Consider the following 15,102-nt stretch of genomic DNA (forward strand, 5'->3'; position numbering starts at 1 on the left):
GAGATGTTCGGTTTGCAGTACCAGAGTAACCAAAGGATGTCGTTTTGTTTGTATTGTTTGAAGAGGCCGGCAAGTTTCTGGCCGGCCGCATCTTGTCCGAAGCGGACACCTCGCTGCAGGTGGAGCTCGACTCGGGCAAACGCGTCAAGGTCAAGGCCGCCAACGCGCTGCTGAAATTCGAAAAACCCGCGCCGGCCGAGCTGGTCGCCGCCGGCCAGCGCCTGAGCGCGGAGATCGAGCTGGACCTGGCCTGGGAATTTGCGAGCGACGAGGAATTCGGCTTTGCCGATCTGGCGCGCGACTACTTCAGCGCCGACCCGGCCAAACCGGCCTCCATCGAACAGCAGGCCGCGGCCCTGTTCCGCCTGTTCGAGGCGCCGCATTATTTCCGCCGCGCCGGCAAAGGGCGCTTTCGCAAGGCGCCGGTCGAGATCCTCCAGCAGGCGCTGGCGGCCATCGAGAAGAAAAAGCAGGTCGTCGCGCAAATCAGCGCCTGGGCCGAAGAACTCGTCCAGGGCCAGTGCCCGGCGCCAGTGCGCGAGCAGCTCTACAAGATCCTGTTCAAGCCCGACAAGAACAGCCCCGAATACAAGGCGGTGGTGGAGGCCTCGCGCTCGGCGCACAAGGCGCCGCTCGACCTGCTGCAGCAATCCGGCGCGATTGCCTCGCCCTACCAGTTTCACTGGAAACGTTTTCTGTTTGAAAACTTCCCGAAAGGCACGGGTTTTCCGGCCGTGCAGGCCCCCGCCATCAGCGACGAGTTGCCGCTTGCGGACGTCCGGGCGTTTTCCATCGACGACTCCAGCACCACCGAGATCGACGACGCGCTGTCGGTGCAGGGCCTGGCGAGTCAGGGAGGCAATGGCACGGTCACGCTGGGCATCCACATCGCCGCGCCGGGCCTCGCGGTGTTGCCGGGCAGTCCGGTGGACGCTTTGGGACGTGCGCGCCTGTCCACGGTGTACATGCCGGGTTACAAGCTGACCATGCTGCCCGACGAGGTGGTGCAAAGCTACACGCTGCAGGAAGGGCGCAACTGCCCGGCCCTGTCGCTGTATGTGACGTTCGACGAAGCCACGCTGGCGATCCGTGAGTCGGTGACACGGCTCGAGCAGGTGCCCATCGTGAGCAACCTGCGCCACGACAAGCTCGACGGAACCTTCAACGAAGCTTTCTTTGAAGCGGCTCAGGCCACGCCCCCGGCTGGCGTTACCTGGGGCGTGGAACTGGCCTTTTTGCACCGGCTGGCCATGCACCTGAAGGCCCAGCGCGAAGTGGTGCGCGGCAAGCCGGAAAACTTCAACCGACCCGACTACAACTTCTCGCTCGACATCGCCCCGGGCAAGGAGCCGGAAGGCAATGAGACGGTCAGCATCAGCATCCGCAAACGCGGCGCGCCGCTGGACCTGATCGTCGCCGAGGCCATGATCCTGGCCAACAGCACCTGGGGCGAGTGGCTGGCCACGCATGGCGTGCCCGGCATTTACCGCAGCCAGGCCAGCCTGCTGCCGGGCGTCAAGGTGCGCATGGGCACCAAAGCCCTGCCGCATGCCGGCATCGGCGTCAAAAGTTACGCCTGGGCCACATCGCCGCTGCGCCGCTACACCGATCTGGTCAACCAGTGGCAGATCATCGCCTGCGTCAAACACGGCCGCACGGCCGCGCTGGCCGCCCCGTTCAAGCCGAAAGACGCGGAACTGTTTTCCATCATCTCGGGCTTTGATGGTGCCTACAGCGCCTACAACGGTTTCCAGGCCGGCATCGAGCGTTACTGGACGCTCAAATACCTGCAGCAGAACCAGATCACCGAGCTCACGGCGACAGCCTTCAAGGACAACCTGGTGCGCGCCGACGACCTGCCGCTGGTGTTGCCGGCCGCCGGTGCCCAGGGGCTGCCGCGCGGCGCGAAGGTGCGCATCCGGCTGGGCGACATCGACGAGATCACGCTCGACATCCACAGCACGGTGATTGAACGCCTGGACGCCGTGGTGGACGAAGCCGACACCGAGCAGGTGGCCGAGGAAGACAACGAATCGGAAATCGCCGCCGGTCCGATCTCCATCGCCGTCGATCTGAACGAGCCGGCCGACGACGCGGCCGCTGCGGCAGCTTAGCCCCGATAATCCAGTCCTGTGAAGTCCCCCAGCACCCTGCAAATCGCCCTGGGCGTATCGCTCGCCGTCCATGCGGTCCTCCTGACCGTGCGTTTTGTCGATCCGGAACGTTTCAACCGCATTTTTCAGGACACGCCGCTGGAGGTGATCCTCGTCAACGCGAAGTCCAGCGAACGCCCGGACCAGGCCAAGGCGATCGCCCAGGCCTCGCTGGCCGGCGGTGGCGAGGCGGAAAAAGGCCGGGCCACCAGCCCGCTGCCGCCTTCGGCGTTGACCGAACTCGGCGACGCCAGCGAAGATGCGCAGCGCAAGGTCGAGACCATGCAGGAGCAGCAGACCATGCTGCTGGCACAGATCAAGAAGCAGCTCGCGGCCATGCCGCCGCCTGACCCGAAAGTGGCGTCCGCCGACCCGGCCCAGACCGAGCGTGAGGAAAAGCGCAAACAGCTGATCAAGATCCTGGCCGAAATCGAACGGCGCATCAACGAAGAAAACGCGCGCCCCAAAAAGCGCTACATCAGCCCCGCCACCCGCGAGGAGGTGTATGCCGTGTACTACGACACGCTGCGCCGCAAGATCGAGGAAAAGGGCACGGTAAATTTCCCGGAAATGGCCGGCAAGAAGCTGTATGGTGAACTCACCATGATTCTCACCGTGAACCACGACGGGCGCGTCCTGTCCACCGAAGTGGCCGAAACCTCGGGCAACCTGACGCTGGACCGTCGCGCGCAAAGCATTGCGCGCAGCACCGGCCCATTTGCCCGTTTCAGCGAGGCCATGCGCCGCAAGGCCGACCAGATCGTGGTGGTCTCGCGTTTCAGATTCACTCGCGACGAGACACTGGAAACCAGGCTCACCGAGCGATGAGCGTCTCCATGGATCACTATGGCGTCCTCGGCAACCCGGTGGAACACAGCAAGTCGCCCGCCATCCATGCGCGTTTTGCCGAGCTGACCGGCCAGGCCATGGATTACCGCAAGCTGCTGGCACCATTGGACCACTTCGCCGAGACGCTGCAGCAATGGATCACCAGTGGCGGACGCGGCTGCAACGTCACCGTGCCCTTCAAGTTCGAGGCTTTCCAGCTGGCCACCAGCGCCACCGAACGCGCCCAGCTGGCGCAGGCCGCCAACACGCTGAAGTTCGACGCCGGCCGCATCGAAGCCGACAACACCGACGGCATTGGCCTGGTCAATGACATCCAGAACAATGCAGGCGTCCGGCTCGCCGGTCGTGACCTGCTGCTGCTTGGCGCCGGTGGCGCCGCAGCGGGCGTGCTGGGGCCGCTGCTGGCGGCCGGGCCGCGCCGCCTGGTGGTCGCCAACCGCACACACGCGCGCGCGGCCCTGCTGGTGGCGCGCCACACCAGCCATCCCTCGCTGCAGCAACTGCTACAAAAAACAGAGCTGACAGCGCAGGAGCTGCAAGGGCTGGAGGCCGATTTTGATGTGATTGTCAACGCCACGGCAAGCAGCCTCAGCGGCGCGGCCATCACGCTGGCGCCACGCCTGCTCAAGCCCGGCGCGCTGGCCTACGACATGATGTACGGCGCGGCTGCCCAGGGGTTTACCGACTGGGCACGGGCGCACGGCGCGGTGCCGCGCGACGGTCTCGGCATGCTGGTGGAGCAGGCCGCCGAGTCCTTCCTGTTCTGGCGCGGCGTGCGCCCGCCTTCTGCCCAGGTTCTCCAGGAAATGCAGCAACAGCAAAAGGCCCCGCCATGACAGCCTTGCTGCGCTGGATCCTGCTGGTGCTGCTGGCCGCCGTGGCGCTGCAGCTTTATTTTGTCGGCCGCATCGCGCTGATGGCCGTGGTCGATCCGCAGTCCACCGCCTTTCAGCGCTCCGAAGCGTACCGCCTGGCCACGGAAAAGGGCGAGCTCAAATGGCGCCAGCAGTGGGTGCCTTATGCCGAGTTGTCTGCCAACCTCAAGCGTGCGGTCATCGCGTCCGAAGACGCCACCTTTGTCGAGCATGAAGGGGTGGACCTGGAAGCCCTCGAAAAGGCCTGGGAGAAAAACACCCAGGCCGAGCAGCGCGCCGAAAAGGCCGCCGGCAGGCTGTCCAGCCGCGCCGCGCCGGCGGGCGCTGCCAGGGCCGCCAAACCACCCAAAATTGTGGGCGGCTCCACCATCACCCAGCAGCTGGCCAAAAACCTGTTTCTCTCGGGCGAACGCACCCTGATGCGCAAAGGGCAGGAACTGGTGCTGACCCTGCTGCTCGAAGCCCTGCTGAGCAAGCAGCGCATTCTGGAAATCTACCTCAACAATGTTGAATGGGGCGAAGGCGTGTTCGGCGCCGAAGCCGCGGCCCAGCACTATTTCCGCAAGCCCGCCGCCAAACTCAGCGCCTACGAGGCCGCGCGCCTGGCCGTCATGCTGCCGCGTCCCAAGTACTTCGAGACGCGTCCGGGCTCGGGCTACCTCGCGTCACGCGCTTCCACCATCGCCGCGCGCATGGGAGGGGTGGAGGTGCCGTGAACATATCCGCAAAAATCATGAGCCTGTTTCTCCTGGGCCTGATCCGGGCGCTGACAGGCGCACAGGCACGCTGGCAGGGTTGCCCGCCCAAGGCCGAACAGCGCATTTATTTCGCCAACCACCAGAGCCACGCCGATCTGGTGTTGATCTGGGCCGCCCTGCCCAGCGAGCTGCGCAGCATCACACGGCCCATCGCCGCCAAGGACTACTGGACCAAAACGCCGTTCAAGCAGTGGCTCACCACGGCCGTGTTCAACGCGATCTACGTGGACCGCGCCAAGACCGGCGACCAGGACCCGCTGGAGCCGCTGATCGATGCGCTCGAAAGCGGCGACTCCATCATCCTGTTTCCGGAGGGTACGCGCGGCCACCAGGAAGAGCCGCAGGCCTTCAAGTCGGGCCTGTACAACCTCGCGCAGAAATTTCCGCAGGTGGTGCTGGTGCCAGCGTGGATCAACAACGTGCAGCGCGTCATGCCCAAGGGCGAAGTGGTGCCCGTGCCCATCCTGTGCTCGGTCACCTTCGGTGCGCCCATGGCGTTGCAGGAAGGAGAGGACCGCGGCGCCTTCCTGGCGCGTGCGCGTGATGCCGTGCTGGCGCTGAGGGAAAGCTGATGAGCAGCTTTCTGCGCAACCTGAGCCCTTCCCATCAAGTGGGCCTGCTGTTTGTCGTGGTGTTCGGCCTGCTGATCGTGGCCGGCATCGCGGCGCTCATCATGTCACTGCGCGACAGCGGCGAGGACGAGGTCCGAACGCAGGACATCAAGGAGTTCAGCAGCCTGCTCAACACCTCGTGGATCATGTGTACCGTGTTCTGGGTCGGCTGGGCCCTGGGCGAGACGATGGCCACCTTGCTGTTTGCACTGGTGGCTTTTTTCGCCCTGCGCGAATTCATCACCCTGTCGCCGACCCGCCGCGGCGACCACCGCAGCCTGGTGCTGGCCTTCTTTGTGGTGCTGCCGGTCCAGTTCTGGCTGGTCATGACCGAGCGCTTTGACCTGGTAACCGTGTTCATCCCGGTGTATGTGTTCCTGGCGATCCCGGTGGTCAGCGCCCTGGCCAACGACCCGCAGCGCTTTCTGGAGCGCAATGCCAAGCTGCAGTGGGGCATCATGGTCTGTGTCTATGGCATCAGCCATGTGCCGGCCCTGCTGCTGCTGGACTTTCCGGGCTACGGCGGCAAAAACGCCTTCCTGGTGTTTTTTCTGGTGTTTGTCGTACAGACCGGCATGCTGGTGCAGCACCTGGCTGCGCGCAAGTGGCCGCGCCCGCCCACGGCGCCCCAGGTCAGCCAGAGCTTTCACTGGAGCAGCTGGCTGATCGGGCTGATGGTCGGGGGGTTTGTCGGCGGCCTGATGTCGGGCCTGACGCCCTTCAAGCCGGCGCAGGCCGTTGCCATGGCGCTGATCGCCTGCGTGGCCGGCTCGCTCGGCCACCTGGTGATGAAAGCCCTCAAACGCGACCGCGGCATCACCAACTGGGGCAGCGAAGGCCGGTCGGTCACCGGCGCCAGTGGCCTGCTGGACCGCGTCGACGCCCTGTGTTTTGCCGCGCCTGTGTTTTTCCACTCGGTTCGGTGGTATTTTGGCCTATGAGTCTGCGTTTCGAGATTTTGTATTTATCAGTCAGGGCCGCGGAACCGGCTTTGCCGGGCCGCAAGGGCCGCGGAACCGGCTTTGCCGGGCCGCAGGCGCAGTGCCCCCTCGGGGGGCAGCGTAGTACACGAAGTGACAAGCGTGGGGGCCCATGAGAATTCTTGGCATTGATCCGGGCCTGCAGATCACCGGCTTCGGCGTGATCGACGTGGAGGGCCACGCGCTGAGCTATGTCGCCAGCGGCACCATCAAGACCACCCACCTGGATCGCGGCAACCTGCCAGCGCGGCTCAAGGTGTTGTTCGACGGCATCTGCGAAATCACCGCCCGCTACACACCCGACAGCTCGGCCTGCGAGATCGTGTTTGTCAACGTCAACCCGCAGGCCACCCTGATGCTGGGCCAGGCGCGCGGCGCCTGTGTCACGGCCCTGGTCAGCTGCAACATCGAGGTGGCCGAATACACACCACTGCAGATGAAAAAGGCGGTGGCGGGTTACGGCAAGGCCGGCAAGCCCGAGGTGCAGGAGATGGTGATGAGATTGCTCAAACTGCCGTCACTGCCGGGCAAGGACGCCGCCGACGCGCTGGGCCTGGCGATCACCCATGCCCATGTGGGAGGCTCCGCCGCCATCCTGGCGCGCGCCGCGACGCTGCAGCGTAAATCCACCGCGTCCTTCAAGGACGGCCGGCATTACTGAGGCGCCTGGCTCAGATCACCCGGTCTGCAATCAGGATGGCAAAAAAGACGAAGGCGGCCACCAGCGTCCATTTGAGGATGGCGAGCCCCGCGCGCTTGTAGCGGACCTGGGAAGTGATCGCATACAGCGCAAAGGACGCGCCGGCCGCGAACAGCAAAAGGAAAATGGCGACACGAAAAACCGGCATGCATCCTCCTGCGTTCGGCCCGGCAGCTACCAGGCCCGCGCCAGGGTCGCAAAACCCTGGGGCGCTTTTTTTTCATCGTCGAAGGTGACGACTTCCCAGGCATCTTCGTGCGACAGCAGCTCGCGCAGCAGCTTGTTGTTCAGCGCATGGCCGGAACGGAAGGCCGTGTAGGCGGCCAGCAGCGGCTTGCCGAGCAGGTACAGGTCGCCCATCGCATCGAGGATCTTGTGTTTGACGAACTCGTCGTTGTAACGCAGGCCGTCAGTGTTGAGCACCTTGTAGTCATCCATCACGATGGCATTGTCCAGGCCGCCACCAAGCGCCAGCCCGTTGGCGCGCATCATCTCCACGTCCTTGGTAAAACCGAAGGTGCGCGCGCGCGCGATGTCACGGCTGTAGGAGCCGCTGCCCATGTCGAACTCCACACGCTGGCCGGTGGAATCCACCGCAGGGTGGTCGAAGTCGATTTCAAACCCAAGCTTGTAGCCGTTGTAGGGCGACAGGCGCGCCCATTTCTCGCTGGCGCCCTGCCCTTCCCGTACCTCCACCGGCTTGAGCACGCGGATAAAACGTTTCGGTGCTGCCTGCAGCTCAATGCCGGCCGACTGCAGCAAAAACACAAACGAGGAGGCCGAACCGTCGAGAATCGGCACCTCTTCGGCCGTGATGTCCACATACAGGTTGTCGATGCCCAGGCCGGCGCAGGCCGACATCAGGTGCTCGACCGTGTGCACCTTGGCACTGCCGCTTGAAATCGTTGAAGCCAGGCGCGTGTCGGTCACCGCCTGCGCGGAAATGGGAATGTCCACCGGTTGCGGCAGATCCACGCGCCTAAACACAATGCCGGTGTCCGGCGCCGCCGGCCGCAAAGTCAGCTCGACCCGCTGACCGCTGTGCAGGCCCACACCCACCGCCTTGGTCAGGGATTTGAGGGTTCTTTGGGCGAGCATGGCGTTATTTTAGGTTGGGGCCGGACAAGACGCACCTGGTCATGCGCAATGACGCACATGGCCTGTGTGATTAGCGGTCCCGCGATCGAATCACTGATTGATCGAATGGAAAGCGTAGCGAGCAGCCCGAGCTTGCGTTGAGGAGCGGAGCCGTACCCAGGTACGGTGAGCACCGCAGATGCAAGATCGGATTGCGCAGTAGCTTTACACCGATCAATCCGCCTGCTTGCGCAGGAAAGCCGGAATCTCGAAGTCGTCCATACCGCCCGACGCCAGCGCATCAACCTTGGCCGCCGCCTGCGTGCGGTTGGTGCGCCAGACGCTGGGGACGGCCATGTTGCCGTAGTCGGTCTGTGCCGAACCCATGCTGCTGCCACCCGGATGGGACCCGCTGACGGTTGCGCCGCCGACCGCCATGTTGAGCACCGGCATGTTGTCCGTGCCGGTACGCAGCACCTGCAGCGGAGGCGCCTGGCGGCGCATGCCCTGACGGCTCAGGCCGGTGGCGACCACCGTGACGCGGATGTCTTCGCCGAGATCGTCGTCGTAGGCCGTGCCGTAGATCACATGTGCGTCAGGCGAAGCATAGGCGCGGATGGTGTTCATCGCGAGCTTGGACTCGTTGAGCTTCAGCGAACCTTTGGCCGCGCTGATCAGCACCAGCACACCCTTGGCGCCCGACAGGTCAATGCCTTCGAGCAGGGGGCAGGCCACGGCCTGCTCGGCCGCGATGCGTGCGCGGTCCGGGCCGTTGGCACGGGCCGTGCCCATCATGGCCTTGCCGGGCTCACCCATCACGGTGCGCACGTCCTCGAAGTCGACGTTGACATGGCCAGGAACGTTGATGATCTCGGCAATGCCACCGACGGCGTTTTTCAGCACGTCGTTGGCGTGCGCAAAGGCTTCGTCCTGCGTGACGTCGTCGCCCAGCACTTCGAGCAGCTTCTCGTTGAGGACCACGATCAGCGAATCGACATTGGCTTCGAGTTCGGCCAGGCCGAGGTCGGCATTGGTCATGCGGCGCCCGCCCTCGAACTCGAAAGGCTTGGTCACCACACCGACGGTGAGGATGCCCATTTCTTTCGCGATGCGCGCAATCACCGGCGCGGCGCCGGTGCCGGTGCCGCCACCCATGCCGGCGGTGATGAACAGCATGTGCGCACCGGCGATGGCGGCACGGATGTCGTCCACCGCCATCTCGGCCGCGTCACGGCCCTTCTCGGGTTTGCTGCCTGCGCCCAGGCCGCTGCCGCCGAGCTGGATCTGCTTGTGCGCGCTACCGCGGCCGAGTGCCTGTGCGTCGGTGTTGGCGCAGATGAACTCCACGCCCTGGACGTTGCGCTCGATCATGTGTTCGACCGCATTGCCGCCGCCGCCGCCCACGCCGATCACCTTGATCTGCGTGCCCTGGTTGAACTCTTCGATTTCAATCATTTCGATGCTCATGTGAGCCTCCTATCCATATGTTGCAGTTGCCAAAAATTTTTATTAGTTTCTTTTCGATGGGAAAAACCGTCACGCAGGGGGATCGGCGCCCCCCGAGTGGCTGCACCGCGGACTCCGCCAGATAAAAACCGGAAATTTTTTCATCAGAAGTTCCCCACCAGCCAGTCCTTGACCCGGCCAAAAGCGTTATGAACACTGCCTGCCTTTTGCGAAACGCGGTGCCCGCGCATGCGCGCCAGCCGGGCTTCCTCGAGCAGACCCATGACGGTGGCCGCGCGCGGCTGGGCCACCATGTCCGACAGTGCACTCGAATAACGCGGAATGCCGCGCCGCACCGGCTTGAGAAAAATGTCCTCGCCGAGTTCGACCATGCCCGGCATGACCGCACTGCCGCCGGTGATCACGATGCCGGACGACAGCACCTCTTCGTACCCGGACTCGCGGATGACCTGCTGCACCAGCGAGAAGATTTCCTCGATGCGCGGCTCGATCACGCCGGCCAGCGCCTGTTTGGACAGCATGCGCGGCCCGCGGTCGCCCAGGCCCGGCACCTCCACCTGCTGGTCCGGATCGGCCAGCAACTGCTTGGCAAAACCGCTCTCGACCTTGATGTCTTCGGCGTCCTTGGTCGGGGTGCGCAGCGCCATGGCGATGTCGCTGGTGATCAGGTCGCCGGCGATCGGGATCACGGCCGTGTGGCGGATCGCGCCGCCGGTGAAAATCGCCACGTCAGTGGTGCCGGCGCCGATGTCGACCAGCGCCACACCGAGTTCCTGCTCGTCGCGGCTGAGCACCGACAGGCTGGAGGCCAGCGGGTTGAGCATCAGCTGGTCCACTTCGAGGCCGCAGCGGCGCACGCACTTGATGATGTTTTCCGCCGCACTTTGCGCACCGGTCACGATGTGCACCTTGGCTTCCAGCCGGATGCCGCTCATGCCGATGGGTTCGCGCACGTCCTGGCCGTCGATCACGAACTCCTGCGGCTCGACCAGCAGCAGGCGCTGGTCGGTGGAGATGTTGATGGCCTTGGCGGTCTCGATGACGCGGGCCACGTCGGCCTGCGTGACTTCCTTGTCCTTGACCGCCACCATGCCGCTGGAGTTGATGCCGCGGATGTGGCTGCCGGTGATGCCGGTGTAGACACGCGCGATCTTGCAGTCGGCCATCAGCTCGGCCTCTTTCAGCGCCTGCTGGATGCTCTGCACCGTGGCGTCGATGTTGACCACCACGCCGCGCTTGAGCCCGTTGCTGTAGGCGATGCCCAGGCCGGCCAGCTTGAGCTCACCACCGGGCAGGACTTCGGCCACCACCGCCATGACCTTGCTGGTCCCGATGTCCAGCCCCACCACGAGATCTTTGTATTCTTTCGCCATATCTTTACCTTTTTGCTTTCCTGTCCTCTTTGCCGCCCAACACCGTGGTGGTGACGCCCCTGAGCTTGAGCGCATACCCATTGCTGTAACGCAGGTCGGCCGACTCGAGATTGCGGCCGTACCTGCTGGACACCTGCGTCAGCGTGGCGGCGAATCGTTCGGCACGGTTGTGGATCTCGTCGAGGGAGCCCAGCCCCAGCTCGATAAGCACACCGTCCTCGAGCCTGGCCCGCCAGCTGCCGCGGGCCGTCAACTCCAGCAGTTCCAGCCGCGTGTCCATTTTTTCGAACACCGGAGCCAGCCTGCGGTAGCCCGCCAGCACCAGCACAGCCTGGCCCTGCGGCCCGTTGAGCAGCGGCAGGTCGTCGACCTCGACGTCGCCCTGGTTGGCCTCGAACACCTCGCCGTAACTGTTGACCAGGCGGGCGTCGCCCTCCTGCCCCCAGAAGGCAATCGGCTGGTGCTCCTGCAGCACCACCCGCAGCCGGTTGGGAAACTCGCGCTGCACCACCGCCTTGCGCACCCAGGGCACGCTCTCGAACGCCGCCTGTGTCCGGAACAGATCGACGGTGAAAAAATTGCCGGTCAACTTGGGCACGACATTGGCGCGCAGCGTGACCGCGTTGTTGTGGCCCAGGTCGCCGCCGACCCGGATGGCCGTGAGGCGAAACAGGTTCTGCTGCAGCAGCCACGACACCCCGAAGGTCACCAGCATGCCCGCAAACGCCAGCCCCAGCACCAGCGAAGTGGTGTTCATGAGCTTGACGTCCAGCGGGACAGGCAGGGTTTGGCTCACGCAGCGCCTCCCTGCGTTCTCGGGTTGTCCAGGCTGGCCGTGCGCAGCACGTCCAGGCAGAGGTCCTCATAACTGATGCCGGCGGCGCGTGCCGACATCGGCACCAGCGAATGGCCGGTCATGCCGGGCGAGGTGTTGATTTCCAGCAGGTAGGGCTGGCGGGTTTTGCCGTCAATCATCACGTCGAGACGACCCCAGCCGCGGCAACCCAGCAGGCGGTAGGCCTTGAGCACCAGCGCCTGGATCGCCGCTTCCTCGCCCGCCGGCAGGCCGCAGGGCACCAGGTATTGCGTGGTGTCGGTGAAGTACTTGTTCTGGTAGTCGTAGTTGCCCTCGGGCGCGACGATGCGGATCACCGGCAGGGCCCGCGCATCATTCCCCGTGCCCAGCACCGGGCAGGTCACTTCATCCCCGCTGATGAACTGTTCGCACAACACGTCGGCATCCATTTGCGCCGCCTGTTCGACCGCGTCGACCATGCCGGAATACCCTGCCACCTTGACCACGCCGATCGACGAACCCTCGCGCGCCGGCTTGACGATCAGCGGCAGACCCAGGTCGTCGGGGACCGCGATCACCTGCCGGCGCTCAAAGGCGCCGCGACGCAGCAACAGGTACTTCGGGGTCGACAGGCCCTCGGCCAGCCAGATGCGCTTGGTCATGACCTTGTCGATGGCGATGCTCGACGCCATCACGCCAGAGCCGGTGTAGGGAATGCCCATCAGCTCAAGCGCGCCCTGCACCGTGCCGTCTTCGCCAAAACGTCCGTGTAGCGCAATGAAGCAGCGCTCAAAGTTCTCGCGTTTGAGCTCGCCGAGGTCGCGCTCTGCCGGGTCGAAGGCGTGGGCATCAACGCCGCGCGAACGCAGCGCCTCCAGCACCCCGCGGCCCGACATCAAGGAGACCTCGCGCTCGGCCGAGTGGCCGCCCAGCAGCACCGCCACCTTGCCAAATGGGGAGTCTTTCAGGCTCACAGCCCTTTTCCTTCCTGCGCAGAACGCTCTGTTTTTTGTAGCAACTCGACCACCTTGCCGGGCACCGCACCAATCGTGCCGGCCCCCATGCACAGCACCACATCGCCGCCCCGGGCGTTGTCGGCAATCGCCTGCGCCATGGCCTCGATGTCGTCGACGAACACCGGCTCGACCTTGCCGGCCACCCGCAACGCGCGTGCCAGCGAACGGCCGTCGGCCGCCACAATCGGCGCCTCGCCGGCGGCGTAAACCTCGGACAGCAGCACGCTGTCGGCCTGGCCGATGACTTTCACAAAGTCCTCGAAGCAGTCCCGCGTGCGGGTGAAGCGGTGCGGCTGGAAGGCCAGCACCAGGCGCCGCCCCGGGTAGGCACCGCGCGCCGCCGCCAGCGTGGCGGCCATCTCGACCGGGTGGTGGCCGTAGTCATCAATCACGGTGAAACTGCCGCCGGCAGGCGCCGGCACGTCGCCGTAGTGCTGGAAGCGCCGGCCCACGCCCTTGAATTCGGCCAGCGCCTTCTGCACCGCGGCGTCGGGGATGTTGAGCTCCACCGCGACCGCGATGGCCGACAGCGCATTGAGCACGTTGTGCTCGCCGGGCAGGTTGAGCACCACCGGCAGGTCGGCAAGAATCACGCCGTTGCGCCGCTGCACCGTGAAGTGCATCTGCCCGCCGACCGCCTTCACGTTGATGGCGCGGACCTGGGCGTCCTCGCCAAAACCATAGCTGGTGATGGGGCAGGACACCTGCGGCACGATCTCGCGCACGGCCGCATCGTCGGTGCACAAAATCGCCGTGCCATAAAACGGCATGCGGTGCAGGAAATCGACGAAGGCCTTCTTCAGGTTGCCGAAGTCGTGGCCATAGGTCTCCATGTGGTCGGCATCGATGTTGGTCACCACCGCCATCACCGGCAACAGGTTGAGGAAGGAGGCGTCCGACTCGTCGGCCTCGACCACGATGTAGTCGCCCGAACCCAGCCGGGCATTGGCACCGGCACTGTTGAGCCGGCCACCGATCACAAAGGTCGGATCCAGCCCGCCCTCGGCCAGCACGCTGGCGACCAGGCTGGTGGTGGTGGTCTTGCCATGCGTGCCGGCAATCGCAATACCCTGCTTCAGGCGCATCAGTTCAGCCAGCATCAGCGCACGCGGCACCACGGGAATGCGTTTTTCGCGCGCCGCCAGCACCTCGGGGTTGTCGGGCTTCACCGCCGTCGAGGTGACCACCGCATCAACGCTGACCAGGTTTTCCGCGGCATGGCCGACAAAGGTCTGGATGCCCAGTCCGGCCAGGCGGCGCAAGGTGGCACTGCCTACCAGGTCGGAGCCGGAGATCACGTAACCGAGGTTATGCAGGACCTCGGCAATGCCGGACATGCCGGAGCCGCCCAGGCCGATGAAGTGAATGTGTTTGATCGCGTGTTTCATGTCGCCAGCTCCTCGCAGGCGGCCACCACGTCGGCGGTGGCATCTGTTTTTTGCATCTTTTTGGCCTGAAGCGCCCGCTGCAATAGCGCAGGCCGCTCTGTTTTCTGTAGCATGTCTGCCAGGAATCCGGGTGTCAGGTCGCGCTGCTGCACCAGCCAGCCGCCGCCGTTGTTCACGAGAAAGGCGGCGTTGGTGGTCTGGTGGTCGTCCACCGCAGCCGGAAACGGCACGAACAGCGCCGCGGCGCCTATCGCGGCAATTTCGGTCACGGTGCTGGCACCGGCCCGGCAGACCACCAGGTCGGCCTCGGCGAAAGCACGGGCCGTGTCGTTGATGAAGGGCGTGAGTTCGGCCTGCACGCCGGCGGCGCGGTAGTTCTCGCGCAGCGCCTCGATTTGCCGGGCGCCACTCTGGTGAATGACCTGGGGTCGCTGTGCCTCGGGAATCAGGGCCAGGGCCTGCGGCACGATGCGGTTCAACGCCTGCGCGCCCAGGCTGCCACCGACCACCAGCAATTTCAGCGGGCCGCTGCGGCCCGCAAACCGGGCGGCCGGGTCGGGCTGCTGCGTGAAGGCCGGGCGCAGCGGGTTGCCCACCCATGTCGCATTTTTCAGCACATTCGGAAAAGCCGTGAACACCCGGTCGGCCACACCCGCCAGCACCTTGTTGACCAGCCCGGCCACCGAGTTCTGCTCATGCAGCACCAGCGGCTTGCCCAGCAGCACACTCATCATGCCGGCCGGAAAGGCAATGTAGCCGCCCAGCCCGACGACCACGTCGGGCCTGACGCGGCGCACGACCGCAATGCTTTGCCAGAAAGCCTTGAGCAGGCGCAGCGGCAGCAAGGCCAGCGTGGCCACCCCCTTGCCGCGCACACCCGAAAACTCGATGCTCTCGAAGGGAAAACCGCGCGGCGGCACGAGCTGGCTCTCCATGCTCGGATGGTCAGCCGTTCCCCGGCCGCCCAGCCAGTGCACGCGCCAGCCGCGCTCACGCAGCGCCTCGGCCACGGCCAGCCCGGGGAAAATGTGGCCGCCTGTGCCGCCGGCCATGATGAGA

The 15,102-nt window shown here is 65.1% G+C and carries 15 protein-coding genes; 7 read left to right on the top strand and 8 right to left on the bottom strand.

What is annotated here, in order from left to right; genetic code table 11:
- The first annotated feature begins 44 nt into the window (after positions 1-44).
- The 7 genes from B7X65_RS08085 (at position 45) to ruvC (ending at position 6,887) form a co-directional block, all read left to right on the top strand.
- Positions 45-2,114 (top strand): RNB domain-containing ribonuclease, encoded by a 2,070-nt coding sequence (locus tag B7X65_RS08085; RefSeq protein ID WP_293593776.1) that lies wholly within the window; start codon positions 45-47, stop codon positions 2,112-2,114.
- 18 nt (positions 2,115-2,132) lie between these two features.
- Positions 2,133-2,981: an energy transducer TonB gene (locus tag B7X65_RS08090; RefSeq protein WP_293593777.1), complete on the top strand. Its 849-nt coding sequence runs from the start codon at positions 2,133-2,135 to the stop codon at positions 2,979-2,981.
- Positions 2,978-3,838 carry a shikimate dehydrogenase gene (gene aroE / locus B7X65_RS08095; RefSeq protein WP_293593778.1) on the top strand — a complete coding sequence of 287 codons (861 nt, stop codon included), beginning with the start codon at positions 2,978-2,980 and terminating at the stop codon, positions 3,836-3,838. Before B7X65_RS08090 ends, aroE begins: the two co-directional genes overlap by 4 nt.
- A complete protein-coding gene (locus B7X65_RS08100) occupies positions 3,835-4,593 on the top strand; it encodes a transglycosylase domain-containing protein (protein ID WP_293593779.1) in 759 nt (252 codons plus the stop codon). Before aroE ends, B7X65_RS08100 begins: the two co-directional genes overlap by 4 nt.
- A 17-nt stretch (positions 4,594-4,610) precedes the next feature.
- Positions 4,611-5,207: a 1-acyl-sn-glycerol-3-phosphate acyltransferase gene (locus B7X65_RS08105; protein ID WP_293593780.1), complete on the top strand. Its 597-nt coding sequence runs from the start codon at positions 4,611-4,613 to the stop codon at positions 5,205-5,207.
- Positions 5,207-6,187, top strand: a complete 981-nt coding sequence (locus B7X65_RS08110) for a phosphatidate cytidylyltransferase (protein WP_293593781.1) — start codon at positions 5,207-5,209, stop codon at positions 6,185-6,187. Before B7X65_RS08105 ends, B7X65_RS08110 begins: the two co-directional genes overlap by 1 nt.
- Positions 6,188-6,338: 151 nt before the next feature.
- Positions 6,339-6,887 (top strand): crossover junction endodeoxyribonuclease RuvC, encoded by a 549-nt coding sequence (gene ruvC / locus B7X65_RS08115; protein ID WP_293593782.1) that lies wholly within the window; start codon positions 6,339-6,341, stop codon positions 6,885-6,887.
- A 10-nt stretch (positions 6,888-6,897) separates the two neighbouring features.
- Here ruvC and B7X65_RS08120 read toward each other — a convergent pair whose 3' ends face one another.
- From B7X65_RS08120 to murG, 8 genes are all read right to left on the bottom strand, one after another.
- Positions 6,898-7,074, bottom strand: coding sequence for a hypothetical protein (locus tag B7X65_RS08120; protein ID WP_293593783.1), 177 nt, complete (start codon positions 7,072-7,074; stop codon positions 6,898-6,900).
- Between the two features lie 26 nt (positions 7,075-7,100).
- Positions 7,101-8,024, bottom strand: coding sequence for a UDP-3-O-acyl-N-acetylglucosamine deacetylase (gene lpxC, locus B7X65_RS08125; protein ID WP_096699882.1), 924 nt, complete (start codon positions 8,022-8,024; stop codon positions 7,101-7,103).
- Between the two features lie 213 nt (positions 8,025-8,237).
- Entirely contained in the window at positions 8,238-9,470 is a 1,233-nt protein-coding gene (ftsZ, locus tag B7X65_RS08130; protein ID WP_293593784.1) for a cell division protein FtsZ, read from the bottom strand.
- 143 nt (positions 9,471-9,613) lie between these two features.
- Positions 9,614-10,843 (bottom strand): cell division protein FtsA, encoded by a 1,230-nt coding sequence (ftsA, locus tag B7X65_RS08135; RefSeq protein WP_293593785.1) that lies wholly within the window; start codon positions 10,841-10,843, stop codon positions 9,614-9,616.
- Positions 10,844-10,847: 4 nt separating this feature from the next.
- Positions 10,848-11,639 carry a cell division protein FtsQ/DivIB gene (locus B7X65_RS08140; protein ID WP_293593786.1) on the bottom strand — a complete coding sequence of 264 codons (792 nt, stop codon included), beginning with the start codon at positions 11,637-11,639 and terminating at the stop codon, positions 10,848-10,850.
- On the bottom strand, positions 11,636-12,613 hold the full coding sequence (locus tag B7X65_RS08145) for a D-alanine--D-alanine ligase (RefSeq protein ID WP_293593787.1): 978 nt from the start codon (positions 12,611-12,613) through the stop codon (positions 11,636-11,638). The genes B7X65_RS08140 and B7X65_RS08145 overlap by 4 nt, the downstream gene beginning before the upstream one ends.
- Positions 12,610-14,043, bottom strand: a complete 1,434-nt coding sequence (gene murC / locus B7X65_RS08150; RefSeq protein WP_293593788.1) for a UDP-N-acetylmuramate--L-alanine ligase — start codon at positions 14,041-14,043, stop codon at positions 12,610-12,612. The genes B7X65_RS08145 and murC overlap by 4 nt, the downstream gene beginning before the upstream one ends.
- Positions 14,040-15,095, bottom strand: a complete 1,056-nt coding sequence (gene murG, locus B7X65_RS08155) for an undecaprenyldiphospho-muramoylpentapeptide beta-N-acetylglucosaminyltransferase (protein ID WP_293594102.1) — start codon at positions 15,093-15,095, stop codon at positions 14,040-14,042. The genes murC and murG overlap by 4 nt, the downstream gene beginning before the upstream one ends.
- Between the last annotated feature and the right edge of the window lie 7 nt (positions 15,096-15,102).

This window comes from Polaromonas sp. 39-63-25 (genome assembly GCF_002278925.1).
GTDB lineage: Bacteria > Pseudomonadota > Gammaproteobacteria > Burkholderiales > Burkholderiaceae_C > Polaromonas.

What these genes read in the sequence shown, in the direction of transcription:
- B7X65_RS08105 (WP_293593780.1), top strand. Translation starts at nt 4,611, where the DNA reads ATGAGCCTGTTTCTCCTGGGCCTGATCCGGGCGCTGACAGGCGCACAG.
- murG (WP_293594102.1), bottom strand. Translation starts at nt 15,095, where the DNA reads ATGGCCGGCGGCACAGGCGGCCACATTTTCCCCGGGCTGGCCGTGGCC.
- murC (WP_293593788.1), bottom strand. Translation starts at nt 14,043, where the DNA reads ATGAAACACGCGATCAAACACATTCACTTCATCGGCCTGGGCGGCTCC.
- aroE (WP_293593778.1), top strand. Translation starts at nt 2,978, where the DNA reads ATGAGCGTCTCCATGGATCACTATGGCGTCCTCGGCAACCCGGTGGAA.
- ftsA (WP_293593785.1), bottom strand. Translation starts at nt 10,843, where the DNA reads ATGGCGAAAGAATACAAAGATCTCGTGGTGGGGCTGGACATCGGGACC.
- B7X65_RS08120 (WP_293593783.1), bottom strand. Translation starts at nt 7,074, where the DNA reads ATGCCGGTTTTTCGTGTCGCCATTTTCCTTTTGCTGTTCGCGGCCGGC.
- lpxC (WP_096699882.1), bottom strand. Translation starts at nt 8,024, where the DNA reads ATGCTCGCCCAAAGAACCCTCAAATCCCTGACCAAGGCGGTGGGTGTG.
- B7X65_RS08100 (WP_293593779.1), top strand. Translation starts at nt 3,835, where the DNA reads ATGACAGCCTTGCTGCGCTGGATCCTGCTGGTGCTGCTGGCCGCCGTG.
- ftsZ (WP_293593784.1), bottom strand. Translation starts at nt 9,470, where the DNA reads ATGAGCATCGAAATGATTGAAATCGAAGAGTTCAACCAGGGCACGCAG.
- B7X65_RS08110 (WP_293593781.1), top strand. Translation starts at nt 5,207, where the DNA reads ATGAGCAGCTTTCTGCGCAACCTGAGCCCTTCCCATCAAGTGGGCCTG.
- ruvC (WP_293593782.1), top strand. Translation starts at nt 6,339, where the DNA reads ATGAGAATTCTTGGCATTGATCCGGGCCTGCAGATCACCGGCTTCGGC.